Genomic DNA, 25,273 nt, shown 5'->3' with positions numbered 1-25,273 from the left:
CAGGACCGTCCCTATTTCCACCGAAGGAGGATCCGGTATCCCCAGTATTTCCACCCCTCCGTGAAATAGAGGACGGGAATTCGCCACCAGGCGCTCTTCCCCTTTCCGTCCGGCCACACCGGGATCACCGAGATGGCCACCTCCTCCGGCAGAATGGTGCGCAGGGCGAGGTATGCCCTGGCGACATGGTACCCGGAGGTCACCAGGATCACCTTCCCGAACCGGTGCTCGGTCACGGCAGCCCTCGCGGAGACCGCGTTCTCGAGGGTGTTTTCCGACCAGGCCTCGATGTGGATCCGCTCGAGGTCGGACGCCGCCAGGTCCGGTTTCCCGGGGAGGATCCGCTCGAGGGTGGCCTCCCGTCCCGCCCCGAGGATGAAGAGATGTCTCCCCTTCCCCTCCTTCCAGGCGCGGAACCCTTCGGCGATCCGCTTTTCCCCCCCCGCCGGCACCAGGATGGCGTCGGCGGGATCCCCCTCGGGCAAGGGAAGCTTCGCCGCCTTCAGGTGCGGGACGGCGGCCCCCAGCGCCAGGAACGAGAGGACGAGGAGGATCGCGCCCGTATGCCGTTTCCCTTTCCGGGGAGGGCCCAGCGGAATATGTCCTTGCCTTCTTTTCATGAGAAATGGTACATGTATGAGGTTATTTTTTCCTGGAGGATGTCATGGCGAAGTGCGATATCTGCGGCAAGGGGCCCTCGTTCGGCAACAAAGTGTCCCACGCGAACAACAAGACGCGAAAAACCTGGAGGCCCAACGTGCAGCGGGTCAAGACGGTGTCCGGCGGAACGGTCCGGCGCGTCCATGCCTGCACCCGGTGCATCAAGTCCGGGCGGGTCGTGAAAGCCTCCTGATTCATCCGGTCGACGCCACGGCGTCGATCTCCACCAGGGCTCCCGCCGGAAGCTTCGCCGCCTGGATGGTGGCCCGCGCGGGCGGGTCCTCCGGGAAGAATCTCCCGTACACACGGTTCATCGCGGGAAAGTCGCCGAGGTCGGCGAGGTAGACCGTCGTCTTGACGACCTCGCGCAGGGGGACTCCCGCCGCCGCGAGGACCGCCGACAGGTTTTCCAGCACCCGCTCCGTCTGGGCCTCGATCCCCCCCTCGACCATCTTTCCCGTCTTCGGGTCCAGCGGAATCTGCCCCGAGCAGAACAGGAACCCCCCGGCACGGATCGCCTGCGAGTAGGGGCCGATCGCGGCCGGAGCCCCCTCGGTCCGCACGGTCTCCCTCATCAACTACCCCTTTCCCCGCTCCACGGTGTAGACGTTCTTGACCTTCTCGATCGCCTTGATGAGGGCGGACAGGTGGGACGCATCTTTCACCGAGACGTCGAAGCTGCAGATCGCCCGCTTGTCCTTCGTGGTCATCACGACGGCCCTCCGGATGTCGACGTCGCTCGCCGTGATCGTCCTCGAGATGTCGGCGAGAAGCCCCGGCTTGTCTAGGCATATGACCTTGAGCTTCACCGGGTGGGAGGCCTTCGTCCCCTCCTGCCAGACCACGTCGATCGACCTCGCCGGGTCGACCTCCAGCGCCCGCGGACAGTCGCGGGAGTGGATCGTCACGCCGCGCCCCCGGGTGATGAACCCGACGATCGGATCGCCGGGGACCGGGTGGCAGCAGTTCGCCAGCCTGGAAAACATGTCGTCCACGCCCTTGACGATCACCGCGCTCGGCTTGCGCGGCATCACCTTCCGGATCAGCGCTCCCAGGCGGGTTTCCTTCCCCCGCTCCTGCAGCTGGTCCGGGGGAACCAGCTTCCGCAGGAGGGGAACGAGGGAGACCTTCCCGTACCCGACCGCGACGAAGTAGTCGTCCGGGCCCTTGAAGCGGTTCTCCTGGAGGATCTCGAGAAACTCCGGCGCCTTCAGCGCCCGGTTCAGCGAAATCCCGTATTTCCGAAACTCCCTCTCGAGGATCTGGCGCCCTACCGCGAGGCTGTGCTCCTGCTGCTCCTCCCGGACGAAGGCCCGGATCTTGTTCAGGGCCCTGCTCGTCTTGGCGATCTTCAGCCAGTCCTTGCTCGGCCGGTGGGAGGAGCTCGTGAGGATCTCCACCACGTCCCCGTTCTTCAGCGCGGTCCTCAGGGGGACCATTCTTCCGTTCAGCTTCGCCCCGACGCACTGGTTTCCCACCTCGGTGTGGATCGCGTAGGCGAAATCGATGGGGGTGGCTCCCCGGGGGAGCCCCTTCACATCTCCCCGCGGTGTGAAGACGTACACCTCGTCCGGGAACAGCTCCACCTTCACCGTGTTCAGGAACTCCCGGGGGTCCTTCATCTCCTGCTGCAGCTCCAGGATCTGCCGCAGCCACACGAACATCTGGTCGCCCTTGTCCGTCGACGGCTTCCCTTCCTTGTATCGCCAGTGCGCCGCGACCCCGTATTCCGCCAGCGCGTGCATCTCCTCGGTCCGGATCTGGATCTCCATCATCTCCGAGTTCGGTCCGAACACCGTCGTGTGGAGCGACTGGTACAGGTTGGCCTTCGGCATCGCGATGTAGTCCTTGAACCGTCCCGGGACCGGCCTCCAGAGGCTGTGCACGATCCCGAGGACCTCGTAGACCTCCCGGACCGTCTTCATGATGATCCGGAAGCCGATCAGGTCGTAGACCTGCTCGAACTCGATCGCCTGGCGGGCCATCTTGTTGAAGATCCCCGCGATGTTCTTGGAGCGGCCGGTGACCGCCGCCGAAAGCCCCGCGTCCCCGATCTTCTTCTCCAGCAGGGCGGTCACGCTCTGGATATGGGCCTCCCGGTTCCGCTTCCGTTCGTCGGCCGCCCGGGACAGCTCCCGGTAATCGGCGGGGTGGAGAATCTGGAAGCAGAGGTCCTCGAGCTCCATCTTTACGCGGGACATCCCGAGGCGGCTCGCGATCGGCGCGTAGATCTCCTGCGTCTCGTGCGCGATGGCGGCCTGCCTGTCGGGAGACAGATGCGCGATGGTGCGCATGTTGTGGATCCGGTCGGCCAGCTTCACGAGGATCACCCGGATGTCCCGCCCCATGGCGAGGATCATCTTCCGCAGCGATTCCGCCTTCTGGTCGGCGACGTCGGAAAGGACGACCCGGCTGATCTTCGTGACGCCGTCCACCATCTGCGCGACGGTGGGTCCGAACAGCTCCTCGATCTCCTCCCGGGATGCGACCGTGTCCTCCACCGTGTCGTGCAGGAGGCCCGTGACCACGGTCTCCTCGTCCATGTTCCAGTCGGCGAGGATGTAGGCGACGTTCAAGGGGTGGATCAGGTAGGGCTCGCCGGACTCCCGCAGCTGGCCGTGGTGGACCTTCGCCGTGAACACGTAGGCCTTCTGGATGAGCTCGACGTCGGCCTCGGCACTGGTGGCCTGGACCCGCTCGACGATGTCGTTCAGGCGGAGCATTCCGCCTCCCGGGACTACCGCTTGACCCGAACCGTCCCCTGGGCGATCTCCCGCAGGGCGACCACCGTCGGCTTGTCCCTGCGCTGGGAGGTGTCGATCGAGGCTCCCTGTCCGCCCAGAAGCTGCTTGGCCCGCTTGGCCGCCACCACGGTCAGTTCGAAGTGGCTCGTAACGTGATGCAGACAATCCTCCACGGTGACTCTGGCCATCGCTATTCCTCTCCGGTACTCGAGTTGTCCCGTCCCATGAGGCGCCCATCCCCTTCTTGCCTGGACCGATGGGCCCGAATGATCGATTCCACCTGCGAAACCGCGGTTTCGAGGTCGTCGTTGACGACGTGGTGCTCGTACGAACGCAGCTCGAGACCCTCCCGGTCCCCCGCCTTCATCCGCTCGTCCATCTCTTCCCGGGTTTCCCGCCCCCTTCCGGCCAGCCTGCGCTCCAGCGCCTCGCGGTCCGGGGGAAAAATCGCCACGAGGACCGCCCCGGGGACCGTTTCCTTCACCATCCGCCCCCCCTGGACGTCGATCTCGAGGAGGGCATCCTTCCCGCGGGAAACGATCGACTCCACCGTCTCCCGGGAGGTCCCGTACCGATTCCCGTGCACAAAGGCATGCTCCAAAAAAACCTTTGAATTTATCATTTTATCAAAAACTTCGGGTGTGATGAAATAATAATCCACCCCGTCCGCTTCCCCCCTCTTTCGCGGCCTCGTCGAGTAGGAAACGGAGAGCTCGAGGTCCTCCACCCGTTCGAGGAGCTTCCTGCAGATCGTCGTCTTTCCGGATCCCGAGGGAGCGGATACAACAAAAACACTACCTTTTCGCATTCTTACTCCACATTTTGAATCTGTTCCCTTACCTTTTCCAGCTCCGTTTTCGCCTCGACAACCCGTTCCGAAATCCCGGTGTGCGCCGACTTGTTCGAGGCCGTGTTCATCTCCCGGAACAGTTCCTGGATGAGGAAGTCGAAACGCTTCCCCACCGCTCCCCCCGGATTCCGGAGCAGCCCCTCCAGCCCGGAGAGGTGGGATCCCATCCGCTCGCACTCCTCCGTCACATCCAGCCGGTCCGCGAGATAGGCCGCTTCCTGGGAAAGCCGCGCCGGGTCCGTTCCCACCTCGCCGGAAAGGAACTCGATCCGCTCCCGGAACCGTGCCAGCGCCAGCTCCTTGTTTTCACGGGAGAGAGGGGAGATCTCGTCCGAGATCTCCCGGAGCCTGCGGACCGACTCCCCGATCACGGAACGCATCCGTTCCCCTTCGACCCTCCTCGCTTCGAGAAGCATGCGGATCGCTCCCCGCACCGCCTCCTCCGCGATCTTCCAGTTCTCCTCCGCGTCGTCGTCCCCTTCCGGTGCGAACACGAACAGGTCCGGAACGCCGAGAAGATCGCGGACCGACAGGTTCATTTCGAGCCGGTGCTCCTCCCGGATTCTCCCGGCCTCGTCCAGGAACCGCCGCAGAAGCTCCCGGTTCACCTGCACGCTTGCCCCGGCTTTCCCCCAATCCCGGACCGCGAGAAACAGATCCACCTTCCCGCGCGCAAGCGATTCCCTAAGGAGGGAGCGTACGCGGACTTCCCATCCCATGTACTTCGACGGGCACCGGACGTGAAGATCCAGGAAACGGTGGTTCACCGTGCGGATCTCGGCGGTCACGGAGATCTCCCCCGCCCGGGCCTCACCTCGTCCATACCCTGTCATGCTCTGCCACATCGTCGCCTCGTTTCAGCCAGGCTGCGGGGTTCTCGTCCGGCGGAACTCCTCCCGGATCTCCCCGAGAAACCTCCGGATCTCCTCGCCTGCGTAATCGGGATAGGTCCAGGGAAGGCCCACGTATCGCCCCCCCCGGTACAGGAGGGTCAGGTCGGCATAGACTCCCTCGCGGAGGTAGACCCGGTGGCTGTAGTTCTTCCCGGTCGCGAGAACGAAGTTCTCCTCCGTGAGGATTCCGGGGTCGATGTTCAGGGTCCGGCGGCCCTCCTCCGAAAATTCCCGTTCGACGATTTCGGCCGACCGCTTGATCTCCGGGAGCGCATCCCGGCCGACCGGGGTAGAGCCCACGAAAAAGCGGCGATGGAGAGGCTCTCCCATCTCCCTCCGGTAGTATCCGGTCCGGTCGAAGGGAAACGGATCGCTGACCCGCGAGGGCGGCCCCCAGACCTCGGCAAGCCGCCCGGCCCCCTCGTCGAAACGATTCTCCGACCGGTAGATCACGGATGCCACCAGGAGCGCCGGCATCGGCTCGGTCCGGGTGCTCATCGGGGTGGAGTCGTCCGCCGTCCGGCGCGCCCCGCCGGCCGCTCCAGGGCCGCGTCGCGCTCCCGCTCCCGGGCCTGGAGAGCCCGAACCAGTTTCTCCGCCGTGATCTGCACCGTCCCGACCTCTCCCACGACCACGCCCGCCGCCACGTTCGCCAGCAGGGCCGCGTCCCGGATCGAGGCACCCGCCCCCACTCCCGCGGCAAAGGTCCCGATCACCGTGTCGCCGGCCCCCGTCACGTCGTAGACCTGCCGCGCGTTCGCGGGGATGTGGAAAACCGTCCGGCTCCCTCGCTCGACGAGGGTCATCCCCTGCTCCCCCCGGGTGATCAGGACCGCCTTCGCCCCGCAGCAGCGCAACAGCGCCTTTCCCCCTTCCCCGAGCTCCAGGTCGCCCGGGAGCTCCTTTCCTCCTAGCGCGGCCTCCGCTTCCGACCGGTTCGGGGTGATCATCGTGCATCCCCGGTAATAGGAGAAATCGGGCTGCTTCGGGTCCACCGCGACGAAGATCCCACGCCGCCGTGCCGTTTCCACGACTTCCGCCACGAGCTCCCGGGAGAGCGCTCCTTTCCGGTAGTCCGAGAGCACGATCCCGTCGCAGTCCCGAACCCTCTTCCGGACGGCCGCATGCAGCGCGCTCCTCGCTCCGTCCGACGGCGATTCGCTTCCCTCCCGATCGACCCGGACCACCTGCTGGTTGTGCGCGATGACGCGGGTCTTCACGGTCGTCGGGCGCTTTCCGTCGCGGATGAGGCCGGACAGCCCGATCCGGCTCTTCCGGAGGAGCCGGGCGACCTCCCTGCCCGGGGGGTCGTTCCCCACCAGGCCGGCGACCTCGACCCCGGCGCGCAGACCGGCGATGTTCAGCGCGACATTCGCCGCGCCGCCGACCGACTTCGTCTCCCGCGAAACGGCGACGACGGGAACCGGCGCCTCGGGGGAGATCCTCCGGACGCTTCCCCAGACATACTCGTCCAGCATGATATCCCCGATCACCAGGATCCGGCAGGACGGTAAGCGATCGATCAGGGCAAAGGCTCTCCCGAAAAACCCCGGATCACTCATACGGGGAAGCCTCCTCCAGCAGGAGAATCGGGATCCCGTCGTCGATCCGGTAGATGAGCCTGCACAGCTCGCACCGCAGCTCGGTTTCGTCCGCGGTCAGCAGGAGCGATCCCTTGCACTTCGGGCAGGCCACGATCTCGAGAAGTTCCTGGTCCATGTCAACCTCCCTGCCGGTCCGGGAGCAGCTCTCCCAGCAGCGTCCAGATCCGGATTTTCTTGAACTTGGCATAGACGCGGACGGGGAGATGCCGCTCGTCCCGCGTCATCCAGATGCGGAGATCGCCCTTGTCCTCGAGGTTCCCGTTCCTCCGGAGGACCGGACGGATCATCACCGTGTCGAATTCTCCCCGGTCTGTCCGGATCCTTTCGTACCCCACCGGCTTCGCCGAGACCTCCCAGAGTTTCCTGCCCGCGTACATGTGGCGGGACGGCTCCTCCTCCGCCAGGGGCCTCGACCGGAAATAGTAGGCCACCGACACGGGGTCGTAGACCAGGGGGAGCGCTTCCACCCGTTTCCGCACCTTTCCCGTTTCCTTGTACCGGTAGACGATCGTCCCCGCATCCTGGTCGAAATAGGCGATGTCGTCCTGCTTCCGGCTCTTGGTGTGCTCCTGCCGGACCGGAGCGAGAGTCTCCACGTCCAGGTAGTACTCGATCGTGTCGTTCATCGGGTAGACCATGGACAGAAGGTCCGAGGTCCAGGCCCTCACGCTCAGGTGGTAGACCTCCTTCCCCTCCAGCAGCATCTTCCCGCGGAGGGAGAACCGGGCATACCCCATCGTGAGCCCCAGGAACTCCACCCGGTATACCAGCTCCTCCCTTTCTTTCACCCACGGGGGCCCTTCCGGCGAAGCCAGGTACCGCTCGGTGGAAACGGGCGCCGGGGTCCCCTCCTCCCGGGTCCCCTGCGTCTTTCCCGCCGGCGGTGGCGGATGGACGGGGTCCCTCCTCGACGCCTCCGTCCCGCTGCCGGGGGCAGGACCCGCGGCATGTTCTTCCGGCGCAACCTCCGACGGAATCCGCGAGGACCCCACCGCGTCCCCGGCGGGGATCTCCTCCCCCGGAACTTCCGGTCCATCCGCGACCGGCCCGGGCACCGGCCGGGGGATCTGCCCCGCCTCTTCCATCTCGGGAGGAGATTCCGGCACGGGAGCTTCCGCGGTCCTTTGCGCGTCCTCCCGGGGAGCCGCCTCCGGCGGCCTGTAGGCGGACCGGAAGCATCCCGGTCCCCAGAGGAAAAGGGCTCCGATCAGGAGGACCGGAAGGAAAGAGAGGCGAAGATCCCTCACCCTTCACCCCCCTGACCGAGAATCCAGTCCACGGCCTCCCGGATCCCCGGAACGTAGACATCCGGACGGGTCCCGTCCCGCTCCCCGGCGTTTCGTTCCTCCTCCCCGTATCCGGTGGCCACGAGGATCGTCCTGGCGCCGAGCCGCTTTCCCATGATCATGTCGCTCATTTTATCACCGACCGCGAAGCGGGTACACGAGGGCGGCAGGCCGAGCCGGAGCAGGATCCTGTCCGCCATGGCGGTCCCCGGTTTCCTGCAGGCGCAGGATGCGCGGTACCGGGCCACCATTCCGTCCGCGTGGTGCGGGCAATACTCCACCGCGTCGAAGCGCGCCCCGTTCGCCGCGAACAACTCCAGGAACGCGCGGTGCACCGCCTCGAACTCCTCCTCCCCGAACTTTCCCTTCGCGAGCCCCGCCTGGTTGGACACCACCGCGGCGGCATATCCCGCCCGGGAGAGCCGTTTCACCGCATCCGAGGCGCCGGGGATTTCCCGCAGTCTCGCGGGGTCGGCCAGGTACCCGACCTCCTCGATCAGCGTGCCGTCCCGGTCCAGGAAGACGATTCCCTTCATCCCGATTCCCCGTACAGCTTCGGCTCGCCCGGCGGCCGCGTCTTCCAGCGGCGGTGCAGCCAGAACCATTGCGCGGGATCCCGCCGGATCGCCTTCTCCAGTTCCTCGTTGCACCTCCGGGTGAGGCGGAGAACCTCCTCCTCCCTCGGGGCCCCGGGGTCGGCCGGAAGGGCGGGCCCGATCCGCAGGATATGGTGGAATTTCCTCGCGGGGTCGCGAACCAGGAACACGGAATGGATCCGGGTCCGCAGGGCAAGGGCGAGCCGTGCGATCCCGTCGGTCGTGTAGGCCTTCTTCGTGAACAGATCGACGAGGACTCCCTTGTGGGTGTCGACGTTCTGGTCGATCAGTATCCCCACCGAAGTCTTCCCGCGGACCGTCCGCATCACTTCCTTCGCGGAGTCGAATTTCACGATCGCCCGGTTCCCGCTCCGCTCCCGCCGCTCGGTCACGATCCGGTCCAGGATCCGGTCCTTCAGGGGGCGGGCGATGAACGCCACCGGGGCGACGGCCAATCCGAACGTATGACAGGCGAGCTCCCAGTTCCCGAAGTGGCCGGTCAGGAGCAGCGCGCCAAGTCCCCGCTCTTCCGCGGCCGCGGGGAGATGCTCGGCCCCCTCGATCCGGACATGCTTCTCCAGATATGCCCGGTCGATCCGGGGAATGTGGACGAACTCGGCGGCCATCGTTCCCATCCGCTTGTAGCAGAGAACGATGATCCGCGACTTCTCCCGCTCCCCCATCTCCGGGAAGGCGATCCGCAGGTTGATCCGCGCGATCCGGCGATGCCTGGCATCCAGCGCCCAGAAGCACATCATGATGCATTCGAAGAGCACCGCCCGGATCGTCAGGGGAATCGCCTCCAGGACCCGAAACGCCGCCCGGTAGAACCGCTCTCTCATTCCGTCCGACTCCTCCCGATCCGATCCAGTACGAGGCGCGAGAGATCCTCCCACCCCGAAACGAATTCCACACCGATCCGAAGAGCCCGGACCGGAAACGGAACCTGTCCCGGAATCCGGACCAGATCCTTCTCGGTGGTCAGGACCGGCAGCCCCCCCGCTTCCGCCCGGATCCGCTCGAGGTCGCGGGGTGTGTACCAGTGATGATCTCCGAATCTAAGGAAGACCTTCACGCGGAATCCGGCCGTCTTCAGGGTCTCTTCGAACCGCTCGTTCCGGGCGATCCCGGAAAACGCGGCCACATCCTCCCCCTCAACCGGGACCGGGACCTCTGCGCCGTCTCTTCCGACCAGCGCCCCGGGCACCATCCGGCTTGCGGCCGCCGGTCTGTCCGCGGGAAAGGGGAGACCGGACAGGACCCGTTCCTTGAGGTCCGGGCTGTCACACCGGGTGACCACGAGGGCGTCCGCAAACCTCGCGTGCCCCGGGGGTTCCCGCAGGGGGCCGAACGGCAGGGTCCTCCCGTTCCCCAGTCCCATCGTCCCGTCGACGAGGAGGATGTCGACATCCCGCTCCAGGGAGAGATGCGAAAACCCGTCGTCGAGCACAAAGACGTCCGCGTCGCGCTTCCGAAGGCATTCCATCCCCGCTTCATAGCGCGATTCCCCGACGATCACCGCCGTTCCCGGAAGGGACGCGGCCAGAAGCGCCGGCTCGTCCCCGGCTTCCCCGGCCGATGCCTGCGCACCCTCGCCGTCCGAGACCCACACGACCCCGCGGCTCTTTCGCCGATACCCGCGGCTCAGGACCGCCACCCGCAGGCCGAGACCCGCGAGCCATTTCGCGAGAAAGAGCACATGGGGGGTCTTCCCGGACCCCCCGACGGAGAGGTTCCCGACGCTGATCACCGGCCTGGGGAGACGCTTCGCGCGGAAAACCCCCGACCGGTGGAGCATTCGCCGTGCGCGCGCGTAGAGTCCGATCACGGAGCGTCCTTTCGACGGGCCAGTTCCCGCGCCACGATCTCCACGTTCTTCCCGGTGGCCCCCCGGAAGGAGCCCAGAAGCGCCTTTGCCCTATCCCCCGTCGCCCTCGCCTTCGCCGGGTCGGCGGCCCATTCCGCGAGCTTTCCGGCAAGCTCCTCCCCGTTCCGCACGGTGATCACGGCGTTTCCCCGCGTGAAGATCGAGGCGATCTCGCGGAAGTTCTCCATGTGCGGCCCCACGATCGTGGGAACGCCGAAGAGGGCGGGCTCGAGGATGTTGTGCCCCCCCTTCGGGACGAGGCTGCCCCCCACGAAGGCGATGTCCGCGGCGGCATAGGCCGCCGAGAGCTCCCCGACCGAGTCCATCAGGACCACCGGCGCATCGGGGATCCCGCCGTCCCCGGAGATGCTCGTTCTCCGGACCACCGGCCACCCGGACCGTCTGCACAGCTCCTCGACCGCGCCGAATCTCCCGGGATGACGGGGGGCGAGCAGCAGACGGATCGATCCGTTCTCCTTCCGGGCGCTCCCGAATGCCCGCAGCACCGCCTCCTCCTCCCCTTCGTGCGTGGAGCCCGCCACGATCCAGCAGGCACCGTTCGCCTTTTCCCCGAGGAGCAGGCGGGAAAAGGGGGTATCGCCCTGCGGGGGAAGGGAGAGGTCGAACTTCATGTTCCCGGTGGCCCACACCCTGTCCGGATCGGCCCCGAGCGACCGCAAGCGGACCGCATCCTCCTCGGTCTGCACGGAAATCGCGGTGATGCAGGACAGGACATCGGACATCAGGGAGCGGAACCGCCCATACCCCCGCAGGGAGCGCTTTGAAACCCTGCCGTTGAGCAGGACGACCGGGATCCGCCTCCGCGCGCACTCCGCGAGGAAGTTGGGCCAGATCTCCGTTTCGAGGATCGCGACCAGGTCCGGGCGAACCCGGTCCAGAAACCTCCCGCAGATCCCCGGCAGGTCGAACGGAAAGTAGAAAATCCGGTCGGTCATCCCGCCGAGCGCCTTTTCCGCGACCTCCTGCCCGGTGAGGGTGACGGTGGAAAAGAGGATCTCCGTCTCCGGAAGGCGTTCCCGCAGTCCGCGGAGCAGGGGAACGGCCGACAGGGTCTCCCCCACGGAAACGGCATGGACCCAGATCCGCTCCCGACCGGCCGGCGGCGGAATCCGTTCGAGCCGGAGTCCGAGCCGGTCCGGGAAATTCTTCCTGCGCTTCCGGGAGAGGAGAACCCACGGGATCCATGCGGGCGCCGACAACAGGAGGGCGATTCGCAGCCCGAGGTTGTACGAGAAATGCGCCCGGCTCCAGGGGATGAACCGTCCGCGCTTCCCCTCAGGCGGGACCGCGGCCGGCTTCCGCACCGGACCTCCTCTCCTCGAACTGCTTGAGATAAAACGAGCGGTACCGGCTTTCCCGCGAGAGAAGCTCCTGGTGGTTCCCCTGCTCCAGGATTCTCCCGTCCTCGATCACGAGAATGACGTCCGCGTTCCGGACCGTCGAGAGGCGGTGGGCGATCACGAAGGTCGTGCGGCCCCGCATCAGCATCTCGAGCGCCTCCTGCACGACCCCTTCCGACTCGGTGTCCAGCGCCGAAGTGGCCTCGTCCAGGATCAGGATGGGGGCGTCCTTCAGGAGCGCCCGCGCGATCGCCACCCGCTGACGCTCCCCTCCGGAAAGCTTGAACCCCTGCTCCCCGACGACCGTGTCGTATCCCTCCTGGAACCTGGAGATGAAGGGGTGGGCGTTCGCCCTCCGGGCGGCTTCCTCGATCTTCTCCTGGGACGCGCCGGGGGTCCCGTAGGCGATGTTGTTCCGGATCGTGTCGTTGAACAGGATCGTGTGCTGGCCGACGATCCCGATCTTCGACCGCAGCGAGGACAGCCTCATGTCCCGCAGGTCGATCCCGTCGATCCGGACCGCCCCGTGCGCCGGGTCGTAGAACCGGGGAAGCAGGTCGACGAGCGTCGTCTTGCCGGCTCCGGTCGACCCCACGATCGCCACCGTCCTTCCCACCTCCGTCCGGAAGCTGATCTCCTTCAGGATGGGAAGCCCGCCCTCCGAATAGCGGAAGTCGACCTGCTCGAAGGCGATCTCCCGGCGGACGCCCGCCAGTTCGACCGCGTCGCTCTTCTCCCGCACGTCGGGAAGGGTGTCGAGGACCTCGAAGACCCGGGTAGCCGCGGCGATCCCCTGCTGAATCAGGTTGTTCACCCCGGAGAGCCGCTTGACCGGCTCGTAGAGCATGAAGAGGGCCGTCATGAAGGAGAAGAAGTTCCCGGGGGTGCTCTGACCGTTCACTACGCTGTATCCGCCGTAGAAGATCACGGCGGCCGCTCCGATCCCGGCGAACATCTCCGAGAGGGGGGAGGTGAGCGATTGGACCTTCACCACCTTCATGCTCAGCCGGTAGAGGTCGGCGTTCCGGGTGGCGAACCGGTCGACCTCGAACTCCTCCGCCCCGAAGGCCTTCACCAGCTTCGCCCCGCTGATCGTCTCCTGCAGGTGGGAGGCCAGTCCCCCGGTCACCTCCTGGGTGCGGATGCTCGTCTTGCGGAGCTTCCTCCCGAACCGGGCGATCGGCCAGAAGGCGAGCGGAAAGGCGACCAACGCCACCAGCGCGAGCTTCCAGTCCCGGTAGAACACCACCCCGACGAGAAAGACGGCGGAGAATGTGTCCTTGATCAGCCCCGTGACCGCGTTCGTGACCGCCCCCTGCATGAGCCCGACGTCGTTCGTCACGCGGGACATCAGGACGCCGGTGGGATGCCGCATGTAGAAGGCGAGGGAAAGCGACTGCATGTGCCGGTAGAGATGGTCCCGGATGTCGCGGATCACCCGCTGCCCGACCCCGTTCATCAGGTAGCTCTGGGCGAACTCGAAGACTCCCTTGAGCAGGTAGACGGCCAGGACCAGCGCCGGGATGATCGCGAGCCGGGTGGCGTCCTTGTTGATGAAGATATCGTCCAGCGCCGGTTTCACCAGGAAGGCGACGGCGCCGTGGAAGGCCGAGACGAAGATCATGAAGAACATCGCGAGGAAGAGGCGCGACAGGTAGGGCCGGACGTACGCGAGCATCCGCCTGTAGATTTTCATTCCCATGCGTCCCCCGCCGCCTCCGCAAGCATGTCGACGACCGCTTCCGACGGCCCCGGGCCCGAGAGCGCCTCCCGCAGCGACCGCAGCCTCCGGACGACCCGTTCCCTGTGCTCCCCGTCCGCGAGCAGCGGCCCCAGCTGCCGCGCCATGGCGTCGGGATTCGCCTCGCCCTGGATCAGCTCGGGCACCACCGTTTCCTTCGCCACGATGTTCGGCAGCCCGATGCGGGAGACCCTGGCCAGCCGCTTCCCGATCCGGTAGGTCACCGCGGAGGTGCGGTACACGATGACGTGCGGAACCCCGAGAAGGGCCAGTTCCAGGGTCGCCGTCCCGGACGCCGAGAGGGCGGCCGCCATCCCGCGGAACAGCAGGAACCTGTCCCGCTCCACTATTGTCATGGGGAGGGAATTCCCCGTCAACCCGGCCTCGATCCTCCCGCGAAGGGCCGGGACCGCCAGCGGGACCGCGAAGTGGAGGTCCGGATGCCGGCGGAACAGGATCCGGGCCGCGCCGAGCATCGCGGGGAGGTGCGCGGTGATCTCCCCGTCCCGGCTTCCGGGCAATAGTCCGACGATCCGCCTTCCCTCGGGGATCCCGAACCGGTCGCGGTCCGGGACGGCGTCCAGGTAGGGGGAAAGCTCCCAGAGGATCGGGTGCCCGGCGAACCGGACATTGGCGCCCGCACTCCTCAGGATCTCCTCCTCGAAGGGAAACGGCACGACGATCCCTCTCGTGAATTGCGCCAGCTCCCGGGCCCTTCCCGGCCGCCACGCCCACAGCTGTGGCGGGATGTAGTAGATCACCGGGATCCCCGCCCGGTGTGCCCGCTTTCCCACCCGGAAGTTGAACTCGGGAAAATCGACCAGGAGCACCGCCCCCACGTCGGACCGCGTCGCCCGCCTCACGGCGGAGCGGAGCGCCCCGACGACCGCCGGGAGGTGGCGGATCACCTCGGTCAGCCCGACCACGGAGATCCCCCGGTAATCGAGCAGGAGGCGGACCCCCTCGGAGGCCAGTCGGGAGCTGCCGATTCCCTCGACCGGGGCGCCGGGAAAGCGCTTCCGGAACTCCCGCACCACCCGCACGGCGTAGGTCTCTCCGGACGGCTCCCCGCAGACGAGGAACAGCGTCTTTCGCGCGCGGGTCAACGGCTCCTCATCTTCCGGAGGATTCGGAAGGCAAGCTCCAGGGCGGCCAGACCGTCCCCGCCGGTGACCTGGGGCGAGTCTTTCGTCCGGACGCAGTCGAGGAAAGAGCGGATCTCCTCCCGGAGGGAATCCCCCTTCTCCGTCTCGAGGAGCTCCCCGGAGATCTCCGCGGGCCCGCCTCGCCCCTGCGGCCAGCTCCTCCGGAAGATCTGGATGGACTGCTCGACGAAATCCATGGACACGTAGGCATCTTCCTGGAAGATGCGGATCTTGCGCTGCTTCTTCGCCGAGACGCGGCTTGCGGTCACGTTCGCGATGCACCCGTTGGCGAAGGAGAGGCGAACGTTCGCGATGTCGATCGCGGAGGAGATCACCGGAACGCCGACCGCCTGGATTCCGGCGACGGGGGAGCGGACGAAGGAGAGGATGAGGTCCAGATCGTGGATCATCAGATCGAGCACGACGTCCACGTCGGTCCCCCGCCCGCCGAACGGCCCCAGCCGGTGGCACTCGATGAAGCGGGGCTCCTTGAGGAGGGCGGCCGCATCCCGCACGGCGCGGTTGAACCGTTCGAGGTGGCCGATCTGGAACACCAGCTTCCGGGAGGCGGCCTCGCGGACGAGCGCGCGTCCCTCCCGCACCTTCGCCGCGATCGGTTTTTCGAGAAGCAGGTGGACCCCGCCCCGGATCGCCTGCATGGCGACCCGGTAGTGGGAGGTGGTGGGAACCGCGATGGTGACCGCGTCGATCCGCCCGAGCAGCTCGCCCGGATCCGCGAAGGACTCCGTGCCGAACTCCGCGGCGACCGCCGCTCCACGATCCGCGTCGGAGTCGTGCACCCCGATGAACCGGGTGTCGTCGAACGAGGCCAGCTTCTGGGCGTGAAGCCGGCCCAGGTACCCGACGCCGATGACTCCCGTGCGGATCATCCCTCTATCTCTGGATCCCGCGCTTGCTGGAACGGATGAATTCCACGAGGTGTCTCGTCTCCGGGAAGGGCCCGCACTCGGCCTCCACCCTTGCCAGCGCCTCCTTCGCCGTCAGCCCCGACCGGAACAGGATCCGGTAGGCCTTCTTCAGCGCCGCGATCGTTTCCGGGGAGAAGCGGTTCCGCTTCAGCCCGATGAGGTTCAATCCGTAAAGCCCCGTTCCCTTCCCTCCCCGCGCCACCACCGCCGTGACATAGGGAGGGATGTCGAGCGGGACCCCGGAAAGGGCACCGACGATCGAGTAGGTGCCGATCCGGACGAACTGGTGGACCCCGACGAGCCCGCCGATGATGGCGCCGGTTCCCACCTCGACATGCCCCCCCAGCGTGGCGGCGTTGGCCAGGATCACCCGGTCCCATAGGTGGCAGTCGTGCGCCACATGGCAATAGGCCATCAGCAGAACGCCCTTCCCCACACGAGTCACCCCACCTCCCTGCGAGGTCCCCCGATTCACGGTGACATACTCCCGGATGGTGCACCCCTCGCCGATCTCGACCCAGGTGTCCTCCCCCCGGAACTTGAGGTCCTGGGGAGGCGCCCCGATGGAAGCGTGGGAGCTGATCCGGGTCCCCTTTCCGATCCGCACGTGGGACTCGATCATGGCATGCCCGCCGATCGAGCACCCGTCCCCGACCGTCACCTTCGGACCGATCACCGCGTAGGGGCCCACCAGGACATCGGCGCCGATCTGCGCCTCCGGATCGATGATCGCCGTCGGATGGATCATTGTCCACCTTCCTCTTCCTGCTGCTCCTCGGACGACTGGGTGGTCGCCGTCATGTCGGCCTTTGCGACGAGAACCCCGTTCACCGTGGCTTCCCCGTGCATTTTCCATACCGGCCCTTTCCGGGCCATCACCGTCGCCTCGAGCCGAAGCTGGTCCCCGGGGACGACGGGACGGCGGAATTTGCAGTTGTCGATCCCGGCGAAGTAGGCGATCTTTTTCCCGTCCCGCTCGGCCTTCAGTGCCAGGAACCCCCCCGCCTGCGCCATCGCCTCGACGATCAGGACCCCCGGCATGATCGGAGTTCCGGGGAAATGCCCCTGGAAGAAGGGCTCGTCGATCGTCACGTTCTTGATCCCGACGATCCGTTTGCCCGGATCCCACTCCACGATCCGGTCCAGGAACAGGAACGGGTACCGGTGCGGCAGAACGCTCATGATCTCCCGGATATCGAACATCTCACTCCTCCGATTTCGTCTTTCCGGATTCTTCGAGCCGCCGGACCCGCCGGAACAGCTCCGGCAGCTTCGGCAACAGTTTCCCCAGGCGAAGCCATACCGGGTGAGGCATCGCGGGAATCCCGGACCAGGCCCTGGATTCCGAGGCGTCCAGGGAGGCCGGCACTCCGCTTTTCGCCCCCAGCATGACGCCGTCGCCGATCTCGAGGTGCCCGGCGAGCCCCGCCTGCCCCCCGATCATCACCCGTCGCCCGATCCTGCAACTTCCGGAGATTCCCGCCTGGGCGGCGATCACCGTGTCTTCCCCGATCACCACGTTGTGCCCCACCTGAACCAGGTTGTCCAGCTTGGTCCCCCGGGACACCCGCGTGACGCCGAGCGCCGCCCGGTCGATCGTCGTGTTCGCCCCGATCTCCACGTCGTCCCCGATCTCCACCGTTCCCACCTGGGGGATCTTCCGGTATCCCTCCGCGGTCGGGGCGAATCCGAAACCGTCGCTTCCGATCACGCACCCCGCATGCAGGATCACCCGCGAGCCGATCCGGACCCCGTGGTACAGCACCACGTTGGGATACAGGAGGCAGTCCTCTCCCACCACGACCCCCTTCCCCAGGTACACGCCCGGGTAGACGACGGTGCGGTCCCCGATCGAGACCCTCTCCTCGACCACCACGAAGGGGGAGACGGTCGCCCCGGCCCCGATCCGCGCCGAAGGGTGCATCGACGCCAGCGGGGAAACCCCTTCCGGCAATCTCTCGGGCGGGTGAAAAACCTCGACCGCCCGGGCGAACGCAAGGTACGGGTTGTCGGCCAGCAGAAAGCTGGCCTGCGCTCCCTCGACCGTCGCCTTCGCGATGACCGCAGTCGCCTTCGTCCCGAGGACGAACCTTGCGTACTTCGGGTTCGCGAGAAAGGTCACTTCCCCGGGTCCCGCCTCCTCGATGGGGGCGATCCCGTGGACGACCGCGTCGCCCTCCCCCGCGAGGCGCGCCCCGATCCGTTCCGCCAGCTCCGAAAGCCGGAACTCATTTCCCACCGGCGCCCTCCCGGTTCATCCGCTCCAGCACCTTCGCGGTGACGTCCATGGCGGGGGAGAAATGGACGACCCCGCTGCTCCTTTCGAGCAGCAGGTCGATCTTCTCCTCCTCCACCAGCTTGTCGATCTTCCCCTCGACAACCTTGAGGATCTCGCGGGTGAGCTCCTCCTGGCGGGTCTGCATCTCCTTCTCCGACTCCTGGGTCATCTGGCGGAGCTCGGCGACCTTCGCGGCGAGGGCCTCCTCCTTCTCCTTCACCTTCTCCTTCCCGAGGAGGATCTTCTGCTTGTCCAGATCCTCCTTCATCTTGCGCGCCTCCTCGTTCATCTTCTCGATCCTCTTCTTCAGCTCCTCGTACCGGGCCTCCATCTTCTTGCGGGCCTCTTTGCCGGCTGCGGACTCGTTCAGGATCCTGTTCACGTCGATCACCGCGACCTTCAACCCCTCCCCGAAGGCCGGGCGGACGGCCAACATCGCCGCCGCGGCCACCACCAGCAGAAATGCCGCCTTCTTGTGCCTCATCGTTCTACCCCCTCGTTAGAATGCCGTTCCGATCGTGAATTCGGCCACCCGCCTCGCCTCTCCGGGAGACGGCTTCAGGTTCCACCCCCACTCGAACCGGAGCGGCCCCATCGGCGAATACCAGCGGAGGCCGAACCCGGCGGAATATTTCAGGTCTTCCCCGTCCCAGGGGAACTCGCTCTGGCGCCAGGTATTCCCCGAGTCGAAGAAGAGGACACCCTTGAAGCCGATCTCGTTGAACAGGGGGAAGGTGTACTCGAGGTTCATCACGAGTTCCTTGTTCCCCCCGATCCGCTCCCCGGTGTTCGGGTCGGTCGGGGAGAGAGTCCGCGACTCGAATCCGCGGAGGCTGTACGGCCCCCCGAGGAAGAAGCGCTCGAAGATCGGAACGCGCCCCCCGACTGTGCTGATCGCATGTCCCCAGAGCAGGTTCGCCGAAAGAACGGTGCTTTGGGTGACCGGGAAGAAGATCTTTCCGTTCAGGAAGTATTTCACGAATTCGCTGTCCCCGCCCAGCGGTCCCCCGGCGTATTCCACCGAGGCGGAGGCGACGGTCCCGCGGGACGGGTCGATGTACCTGTCCGTGGTGTTCCGGACGAGGTTCCAGTTGAGACTGTGCGTCTGCTGCGTCCCCTTGCTGAACTCCTCCTTCAGGATGGTGGAGACGGCCGTTCCCGGGTCGAGGATCTGGACGGTATCGACCCGCGCGGTGACGCTGGACGAGAGATATTTCCCGAACGACCGCCCCACCCCGACCCTCCCGCCGGACCCTTTCCGCTCGAAATCGGTGTACTCGGTCCGCTGGTTGTAGGCGCTGAGGTACAGGCTGTAGTCGGTATCGAGGAAGTAGGGATCCTGGAAGTTCAGCGTGAAGACGGTCCGCCGCGCCCCGAACTGGCTGTTCAGCGAGGCCCTCCAGGCCCGCCCGAACAGGTTGTTTTCGTTCACCTGGACGACCCCGAACAGCTTGTCCACGGAGCTGAACCCCAAGCCCCCGGACAGCGTCCCCGTCGGCCCCTCCTGGACCTCCACCCGGACATCCATCTCCCGTCGTTCCTCGGAGGGGGCCGTGCTGATCCGGATGTCCTTGAAAAAGGAGCTCCGGTTCAGGTTCTCCCGGCTCTCCTTGAGCCCCGTGGCGGTATAGATCTGCCCGTCGGCCACCTCGAGGTTCCGGCGGATCACCCGGTCCAGCGTCTTGGTGTTCCCGACGATCTCCACCCTTCCGAACCGGTACTTCTCTCCCCGGTCGATCCGGTAGGTCACGTCCGCCACCGGCTCGTCCTTTCTTTTCTCGACCCCCGGGGAAACGATCGCCACCGCATACCCCCGGTCGTTCAGCAGCGTCGTGAGGGAGAGCACGTCGGAAAGCAGCCTTTCCCGGCTGAACAGCTCCCCCGGGGACAGCTTCACCTTCCCGCGGAGCTCCGCTTCCGGAATGCCGCTTTCCCCCTGGAACCTCACGGTGCCTATCCGGAACTGCCTCCCCTCGAACACGTGGAGGGTCATCGCAAGCCCCTTCGGCCCGCGGCGGATCACCGGTTCGGAGACCTTCGACTCGAGGAATCCGTTGTTCTGGTAGAGCGCCTCGATCTTGCGGAGATCGTTCTCGATCACATCCTTCTTGTAGGTCCCCGAGTCGGTGAGAAAGGAGAAGAACCCCCGCTCCCCCGTGTCCATCACCTTCCGGATCTTCCTCGCGGACAGCTGGCTGTTCCCGGTGATCTCGATCGTCTCGATCTTCAGCTTCTCCCGTTCCGTCACCCGGAAGGAAACCCGCTGCGTTCCGTCCGGATCCTCCTGGACGGAGGAATCGACCGTGGCGTCGTAAAACCCGCGGTTCTGGTAGACCTCGACCATCTTCCGGGCCGACTCCTTGACCTTCTCCTCCGTGAACAGCGTCCGCTCCCGGATGGTGATCGCCTCCTTGAGGTCCTTCGTGTCCACCTCCTTGTTCCCCTCGACGGCCACCGAGGAGACGATCGGCTTCTCCTCCACGATCACGGTCAGCCGGTACCCCCCGGGCACCTCCTCGGCGTCGAACCGGACATCGGTGAAGTACCCCATCCGGTAGATCGCCTTCACATCCTTCCGGACCGCCGCCGGGTCGAACTCGGCCCCCACGCGCGTCCCCATCGCCGCGCGAACCGCGTCGGCCCCGACCCGCTTGACCCCCCGCACCTCGATCGCGAGGACGGGAAACCCGGCCGCCCGAAGGAGGGTCCCGGCCAGCGCCGCGTACAGCAGCAGGGCCGCGGCCGCCGTTGCGGCGCTCCTCCGCGCCGTCACCGCGCGATCCGCCCGTCGTCGATCTGGATCACCCGATGCATCCGTCCGGCCATCTCCTCGTTGTGCGTGACCACGATGAGCGACATCCCCCGGGTCCGGTTGAGCGTAACGAGCAGGTCCATGACCCCGGACGCCGTCTCCTTGTCCAGGTTCCCGGTGGGCTCGTCCGCGAGGATCACCTCGGGACCCATCGCCAGCGCCCGGCAGATGGCGACGCGCTGCTGCTCCCCCCCCGAGATCTCCCCCACCCGGTGCGTGAGCCTTCCGGAAAGCCCGACCTCCCCGAGAAGCCCTTCGGCCCTGCGGCCGGCCTCGTCCCAGGACATTCCGGAGATCAGGCAGGGGAGCATCACGTTCTCCCGGGCGTTGAACTCGGGAAGCAGGTGGTGGAACTGGAAGACGAACCCCACGGAACGGTTCCGGAAGGCCGCAAGCTCCTCCTCGCCCATCCCCGTGACGTCGCGCCCGTCGTACAGGACGGCCCCCGAGGTCGGACGGTCGAGGGTCCCCACGATCTGCAGCAGGGTCGTCTTCCCCGCCCCCGAGACTCCGACCACCCCGAGCATCTCGCCCCGATCGAGGGTGAAGGAGATCCCCTTGAGCACTTCGAGGGTTCCCACCCTCAGGAGGAACTCCTTCCGGAGCTCTTCGACGCGGAGGAAGCCGGGGCTATTCATAGCGGATCGCCTCCACCGGGTCGATCCGGGAAGCCTGCAGGGAAGGGTAGAAGGTGGCCAGGAAGCAGATCAGGATGGAGCTTGCCCCGACCAGCAGCAGGATGCCGGGCGTGAGGTCGACCGGCAGGGTGGAGATGTAGTAGACGTCGCTCGGAAGCCGGATGAACTGGTAGCGGGCGAGGAGATAACAGAGCCCCCCCCCCAGGAGGATCCCCGCGCCGGTCCCCACGATCCCGATCAGCAGCCCCTCGAGCGCGAAGATCCTTCGGACCGTCTTCCGGGTGGCCCCCAGCGTCATGAGGACCGCGATGTCCTTCGTCTTGTCCATCACGACCATGATCAGCGTGCTGATGATGTTGAAGGCCGCCACCATGACGATGAGGACGAGGATGATGAACATGACCACCTTCTCCAGCTTCAGCGCGGAGAAGAGGTTCCGGTTGCTCTGCATCCAGTCCTTCGCCCAGAAGGGGTAGCCCAGCCGCTCCCTCACGCGGGAGGCGACCTCTCCGGCCTGGTAGATATCCTTCACCTTCACCTCGATCCCGGTGACCCTGCCGTGGAGTCCCAGCAGTCTTCCGGCCTCCGCGAGGGAGACGTAGGCGAAGGAGGAGTCGTACTCGTACATCCCGGACTCGAAGATCCCGCTCACGCGGAACCGGTCCACGCGGGGGAATGCCCCCAGCGGGGTCACGTTTCCCCCCGGCACCATGACCTCCACGATGTCCCCCGGCGCGACCCCCAGGTTCGCGGCCAGCTCCTTCCCCAGGATCACCCTGGGAAGTCCCCCTTTCGGCGCATCCCACAGGTCCTCCAGACGGCCGATCCGGACGTCGCTGGGAAGGCGGGTTACGTTGCCGACCGTGGCCAGGTCCACCCCCCGGAGGATCCCCCCGGTCGCCGAGGCCCCGGAGGAGATCATGACCTGGGAGAAGATGTAGGGGCTCGCCCCGACGACCCCCTCCACCTGCAGCACGGTGTCCAGCGCCTTTTCCGGATCGGCGATGGAGCCGTCCAGGTTTGTGACGTGCACGTGGGCGGTGGCCCCGAGGATCCGGTCCTTGAGCTCCCGCTCGAACCCGCCCATCACGGCGAGCACGATGATGAGGGCGGTCACCCCGACGGCGACCCCCGACACCGAGATGATGGTGATGATGGAGATGAAGGTCTGCTTCCGCTTGGCCAGGAGGTACTTCAGGCCGATGTAGAATTCGACCGGGAGACCCACCCGCGCCTACCCCTCTTTCCGCAGCAGCGGGAACAGGATGACGTCCCGGATGGAGGGAGAGTCGGTGAAGAGCATCACCAGCCGGTCGATCCCGATCCCCTCCCCCGCCGCCGGCGGCATCCCGTACTCGAGGGCGCGAAGGAAGTCCTCGTCCATCGCGTGCGCCTCCTCGTCCCCCTCCTCCCGGAGGCGGAGCTGCTCCTCGAACCGCCCCCGCTGGTCGAGGGGGTCGTTCAGCTCGGAGAAGGCGTTCGCGATCTCCCGCCCCCGGACGATCAGCTCGAACCGGTCGACGATCGCCGGCCTCGCGTCGTTCCGGCGCGACAGCGGGGAGACCTCGGTCGGGTACTCCGTGACGAAGGCGGGGCCCCGGATCCTGCGCTCCGCGACCTCCTCGTAGATCTTCGCGAGGATCGTTCCGGGAGAGGGATCCCCTTTCACCGCGAGGCCGATCTCCCGCGCCATCTTCGACAGAAAGACGGGGTCGGAAAGGTTCTCCTTCGGGACCTTCCCGTACCGAGCGACCGCTTCCGCCACCGTGACCCGCTCCCAGGGCGGAGTGAAATCGATCTCCTCCCCCTGGACGCTCACCCGGGCCGTGCCGAAGAGGTGCACCGCGAGGGAGGAGAGCATCTCCTCGGTCAGCCGCATGAGATCCTCGTGGGTGGCGTACGCCTGGTAGAACTCCAGCATCGTGAATTCCGGGTTGTGCTGGGTGGAGATCCCCTCGTTCCGGAAGCTCCGGTTGATCTCGAAGACCCTCTCCAGCCCGCCGACCAGGAGGCGCTTCAGGTAGAGCTCCGGGGCGATCCGCAGGTAGAGCTCCGTGTCCAGGGCGTTGTGATGCGTCACGAACGGGCGGGCCGCCGCCCCCCCCGCGACCGGCTGCATCATCGGCGTCTCGACCTCGAGGAAGTCACGGGCGGACAGGAAGTCCCGGAGGAAGGAGACGATCCGGGAGCGGGTCCGGAAGAGCTCCCGCACCTCCTCGTTCACGATCAGGTCCACGTACCGCTGCCGGTACCGGGTCTCCACGTCCGCCAAGCCGTGCCACTTCTCCGGGAGGGGACGCAGCGACTTCGAGAGAAGCCGGAAGCGCTCCGCCCGGACCGTCAGCTCCCCGGTCCGGGTGATGAAGAGAGGGCCTCCCACCCAGGCGATGTCCCCGACGTCCACGGTTTCCCGAAACCGGGAATAGGCCTCCTCGCCGATCCCGTCCTCCTTCAGGTAGGCCTGCAGCCGCCCGGTCCGGTCGGCGAGAACGAGAAAGGCCGCCTTCCCGAAATTCCGCAACGCGACGATCCGGCCCGCGATGTCGACCCGCGCCGGATTCCGATCGAGCTCCTCGCCGCTCTTCCCCTCCGCCGCCTTCCTCGCGGCGGAGGCGGTCCATCCGACCCGCTGATCGTTGGGGTACGGGTTCCCCCCGTCCCGGCGGATCGCCTCCGCTTTCCGGATCCGCTCGAGGACCAGCTCGTTCCATTCATCCTTCACGGGACTCTCCCCCTCCGCCGTCTCCCCCCCCCTGCGCCGCGGGAGGGCTCACAGTGCGGCCTTTCCTTCCCCCTCCTCGCCTCCGCCCAGGAGGTACTTCCGGATGAACTCCATGAGGTCGCCGTCCAGGATCGCGTCCACGTTCCCCGTCTCGTGGCCGGTCCGGTGGTCCTTCACCATCCGGTAGGGAGCCAGGACGTAGGACCGGATCTGGGAGCCCCAGGCGATATCCTTCCTGGACTTGTGGGCTTCCGCCGCCTTCTCCTTCCGCTCCCGCATCTCGATCTCGTAGAGCTTGGACCGGAGGATCTTCATCGCCATGGCGCGGTTCTTGTGCTGAGACCGCTCCTGCTGGCAGAGCGCGGACACCCCGGTCGGCACGTGCGTGATCCTGACGGCCGACTCGACCTTGTTCACATGCTGCCCCCCCGCGCCCCCGGAACGGAGGGTGTCGACCCGGATCTCCGAATCGAGGATCTGGATCTGGACCTCGTCGTCGATCTCCGGGGACACGAACACCGAGGCGAAGGAGGTGTGCCGCCGCTTGTTCGCGTCGAACGGGGAGATCCGGACAAGCCGGTGGACCCCGCTTTCCGCCTTCATGTACCCGTACGGATGATCCCCCGAAAGGAGGATCGTGGCGCTCTTGATCCCCGCCTCGTCCCCCTCCTGACGCTCGACCAGCTCCACCGCGTAGGCGTTGCGGTCGGCGAACCGCGTATACATCCGGAGCAGCATCTCCGCCCAGTCCTGCGACTCGGTCCCGCCCGCCCCGGGGTGAATCGTCAGGATCGCGTTGCGCTCGTCGTTCTCCCCGCCGAGCATCCGCTCCGTTTCCACCGCGTCCAGGTCCGCGTAGAGCCCCTCCGCATGCCGCCCGATCTCGGAGGCCAGGGAGGGATCCTCGGCCTCCTCGTAGAGCTCGAGGTAGGCGCGCAGGTCGGCGATCCCCCGCTCGATGCCGGACCACCGGGCCTGGAAGGTCTCGAGGATTTTCCGCTCCTTCAGGAGCGGCTCCGCCTTCTCCGGGGAATCCCAGAACCCTTCCCGCGAGACGGCCGCCTCCACCTCGGAAAGACGGGCTTTTTTCCGGTCTACCTCAAAGATAGCCCCGGAGGGCCGAAACCCTCGCTTCGAGCGCGTCCGC

General features: G+C 66.5%; 26 protein-coding genes. 1 reads left to right on the top strand and 25 read right to left on the bottom strand.

The window, feature by feature from the left end; translation table 11 throughout:
- Positions 1-11 precede the first annotated feature (11 nt).
- The gene (locus A2X88_00895; protein ID OGP34524.1) at positions 12-620 is read right to left on the bottom strand and encodes a hypothetical protein; all 609 of its coding nucleotides are present in this window, start codon (positions 618-620) and stop codon (positions 12-14) included.
- A 44-nt stretch (positions 621-664) separates the two neighbouring features.
- Here A2X88_00895 and A2X88_00890 point away from each other — a divergent pair, with 44 nt between their 5' ends.
- Complete coding sequence (locus tag A2X88_00890; protein ID OGP34523.1) at positions 665-853, top strand: 50S ribosomal protein L28; 189 nt, start codon at positions 665-667, stop codon at positions 851-853.
- A 1-nt stretch (position 854) separates the two neighbouring features.
- On the opposite strand, the gene A2X88_00885 is transcribed toward A2X88_00890, so the two are convergent.
- From A2X88_00885 to A2X88_00770, 24 genes are all read right to left on the bottom strand, one after another.
- Entirely contained in the window at positions 855-1,235 is a 381-nt protein-coding gene (locus A2X88_00885; GenBank protein ID OGP34528.1) for a reactive intermediate/imine deaminase, read from the bottom strand.
- Between the two features lie 3 nt (positions 1,236-1,238).
- Positions 1,239-3,383: a GTP pyrophosphokinase gene (locus A2X88_00880; GenBank protein OGP34522.1), complete on the bottom strand. Its 2,145-nt coding sequence runs from the start codon at positions 3,381-3,383 to the stop codon at positions 1,239-1,241.
- Positions 3,384-3,397: 14 nt separating this feature from the next.
- Positions 3,398-3,592 (bottom strand): DNA-directed RNA polymerase subunit omega, encoded by a 195-nt coding sequence (locus A2X88_00875; GenBank protein OGP34521.1) that lies wholly within the window; start codon positions 3,590-3,592, stop codon positions 3,398-3,400.
- A gap of 2 nt (positions 3,593-3,594) precedes the next feature.
- Positions 3,595-4,212, bottom strand: a complete 618-nt coding sequence (locus tag A2X88_00870) for a guanylate kinase (GenBank protein ID OGP34520.1) — start codon at positions 4,210-4,212, stop codon at positions 3,595-3,597.
- A gap of 2 nt (positions 4,213-4,214) precedes the next feature.
- Positions 4,215-5,042, bottom strand: a complete 828-nt coding sequence (locus A2X88_00865; GenBank protein ID OGP34519.1) for a YicC family protein — start codon at positions 5,040-5,042, stop codon at positions 4,215-4,217.
- Positions 5,043-5,111: 69 nt separating this feature from the next.
- On the bottom strand, positions 5,112-5,645 hold the full coding sequence (locus tag A2X88_00860) for a hypothetical protein (GenBank protein OGP34518.1): 534 nt from the start codon (positions 5,643-5,645) through the stop codon (positions 5,112-5,114).
- A complete protein-coding gene (locus A2X88_00855) occupies positions 5,642-6,709 on the bottom strand; it encodes a hypothetical protein (protein ID OGP34517.1) in 1,068 nt (355 codons plus the stop codon). The genes A2X88_00860 and A2X88_00855 overlap by 4 nt, the downstream gene beginning before the upstream one ends.
- A 158-nt stretch (positions 6,710-6,867) precedes the next feature.
- The gene (locus A2X88_00850; protein OGP34516.1) at positions 6,868-7,998 is read right to left on the bottom strand and encodes a hypothetical protein; all 1,131 of its coding nucleotides are present in this window, start codon (positions 7,996-7,998) and stop codon (positions 6,868-6,870) included.
- A complete protein-coding gene (locus tag A2X88_00845; protein ID OGP34515.1) occupies positions 7,995-8,573 on the bottom strand; it encodes a hypothetical protein in 579 nt (192 codons plus the stop codon). Before A2X88_00845 ends, A2X88_00850 begins: the two co-directional genes overlap by 4 nt.
- Positions 8,570-9,475 carry a hypothetical protein gene (locus tag A2X88_00840; protein OGP34514.1) on the bottom strand — a complete coding sequence of 302 codons (906 nt, stop codon included), beginning with the start codon at positions 9,473-9,475 and terminating at the stop codon, positions 8,570-8,572. The genes A2X88_00845 and A2X88_00840 overlap by 4 nt, the downstream gene beginning before the upstream one ends.
- Positions 9,472-10,461, bottom strand: coding sequence for a tetraacyldisaccharide 4'-kinase (locus A2X88_00835; GenBank protein OGP34513.1), 990 nt, complete (start codon positions 10,459-10,461; stop codon positions 9,472-9,474). Before A2X88_00835 ends, A2X88_00840 begins: the two co-directional genes overlap by 4 nt.
- Positions 10,458-11,738 (bottom strand): hypothetical protein, encoded by a 1,281-nt coding sequence (locus tag A2X88_00830; protein OGP34527.1) that lies wholly within the window; start codon positions 11,736-11,738, stop codon positions 10,458-10,460. Before A2X88_00830 ends, A2X88_00835 begins: the two co-directional genes overlap by 4 nt.
- A gap of 58 nt (positions 11,739-11,796) precedes the next feature.
- Positions 11,797-13,563, bottom strand: coding sequence for a lipid A export permease/ATP-binding protein MsbA (locus A2X88_00825; protein OGP34512.1), 1,767 nt, complete (start codon positions 13,561-13,563; stop codon positions 11,797-11,799).
- A complete protein-coding gene (locus tag A2X88_00820; protein ID OGP34511.1) occupies positions 13,554-14,708 on the bottom strand; it encodes a lipid-A-disaccharide synthase in 1,155 nt (384 codons plus the stop codon). The genes A2X88_00825 and A2X88_00820 overlap by 10 nt, the downstream gene beginning before the upstream one ends.
- Complete coding sequence (locus A2X88_00815) at positions 14,705-15,637, bottom strand: hypothetical protein (GenBank protein OGP34510.1); 933 nt, start codon at positions 15,635-15,637, stop codon at positions 14,705-14,707. Before A2X88_00815 ends, A2X88_00820 begins: the two co-directional genes overlap by 4 nt.
- Positions 15,638-15,641: 4 nt before the next feature.
- Positions 15,642-16,424 carry an acyl-[acyl-carrier-protein]--UDP-N-acetylglucosamine O-acyltransferase gene (locus A2X88_00810; protein ID OGP34509.1) on the bottom strand — a complete coding sequence of 261 codons (783 nt, stop codon included), beginning with the start codon at positions 16,422-16,424 and terminating at the stop codon, positions 15,642-15,644.
- Positions 16,421-16,879, bottom strand: a complete 459-nt coding sequence (locus tag A2X88_00805) for a 3-hydroxyacyl-[acyl-carrier-protein] dehydratase FabZ (protein OGP34508.1) — start codon at positions 16,877-16,879, stop codon at positions 16,421-16,423. The genes A2X88_00810 and A2X88_00805 overlap by 4 nt, the downstream gene beginning before the upstream one ends.
- 1 nt (position 16,880) lies before the next feature.
- Positions 16,881-17,915, bottom strand: a complete 1,035-nt coding sequence (locus tag A2X88_00800) for a UDP-3-O-(3-hydroxymyristoyl)glucosamine N-acyltransferase (GenBank protein OGP34507.1) — start codon at positions 17,913-17,915, stop codon at positions 16,881-16,883.
- A complete protein-coding gene (locus tag A2X88_00795) occupies positions 17,905-18,438 on the bottom strand; it encodes a hypothetical protein (GenBank protein OGP34506.1) in 534 nt (177 codons plus the stop codon). The genes A2X88_00800 and A2X88_00795 overlap by 11 nt, the downstream gene beginning before the upstream one ends.
- A gap of 15 nt (positions 18,439-18,453) precedes the next feature.
- On the bottom strand, positions 18,454-20,727 hold the full coding sequence (locus tag A2X88_00790) for an outer membrane protein assembly factor BamA (protein ID OGP34505.1): 2,274 nt from the start codon (positions 20,725-20,727) through the stop codon (positions 18,454-18,456).
- Positions 20,724-21,353: an ABC transporter ATP-binding protein gene (locus tag A2X88_00785; protein OGP34526.1), complete on the bottom strand. Its 630-nt coding sequence runs from the start codon at positions 21,351-21,353 to the stop codon at positions 20,724-20,726. Before A2X88_00785 ends, A2X88_00790 begins: the two co-directional genes overlap by 4 nt.
- A 43-nt stretch (positions 21,354-21,396) precedes the next feature.
- Positions 21,397-22,632, bottom strand: a complete 1,236-nt coding sequence (locus A2X88_00780; GenBank protein ID OGP34504.1) for an ABC transporter permease — start codon at positions 22,630-22,632, stop codon at positions 21,397-21,399.
- A 6-nt stretch (positions 22,633-22,638) separates the two neighbouring features.
- Positions 22,639-24,126 carry a lysine--tRNA ligase gene (locus tag A2X88_00775; protein ID OGP34503.1) on the bottom strand — a complete coding sequence of 496 codons (1,488 nt, stop codon included), beginning with the start codon at positions 24,124-24,126 and terminating at the stop codon, positions 22,639-22,641.
- 48 nt (positions 24,127-24,174) lie between these two features.
- Positions 24,175-25,194, bottom strand: coding sequence for a peptide chain release factor 2 (locus A2X88_00770; protein OGP34502.1), 1,020 nt, complete (start codon positions 25,192-25,194; stop codon positions 24,175-24,177).
- Positions 25,195-25,273: the final 79 nt, after the last annotated feature.

It is taken from the genome of Deltaproteobacteria bacterium GWC2_65_14 (assembly GCA_001797615.1).
In the GTDB taxonomy this organism is placed as follows: domain Bacteria; phylum Desulfobacterota; class Deferrimicrobia; order Deferrimicrobiales; family Deferrimicrobiaceae; genus GWC2-65-14.
Note: the sequence above shows the minus strand (reverse complement) of the source record. Positions and strands in the feature narration are given on the sequence as shown.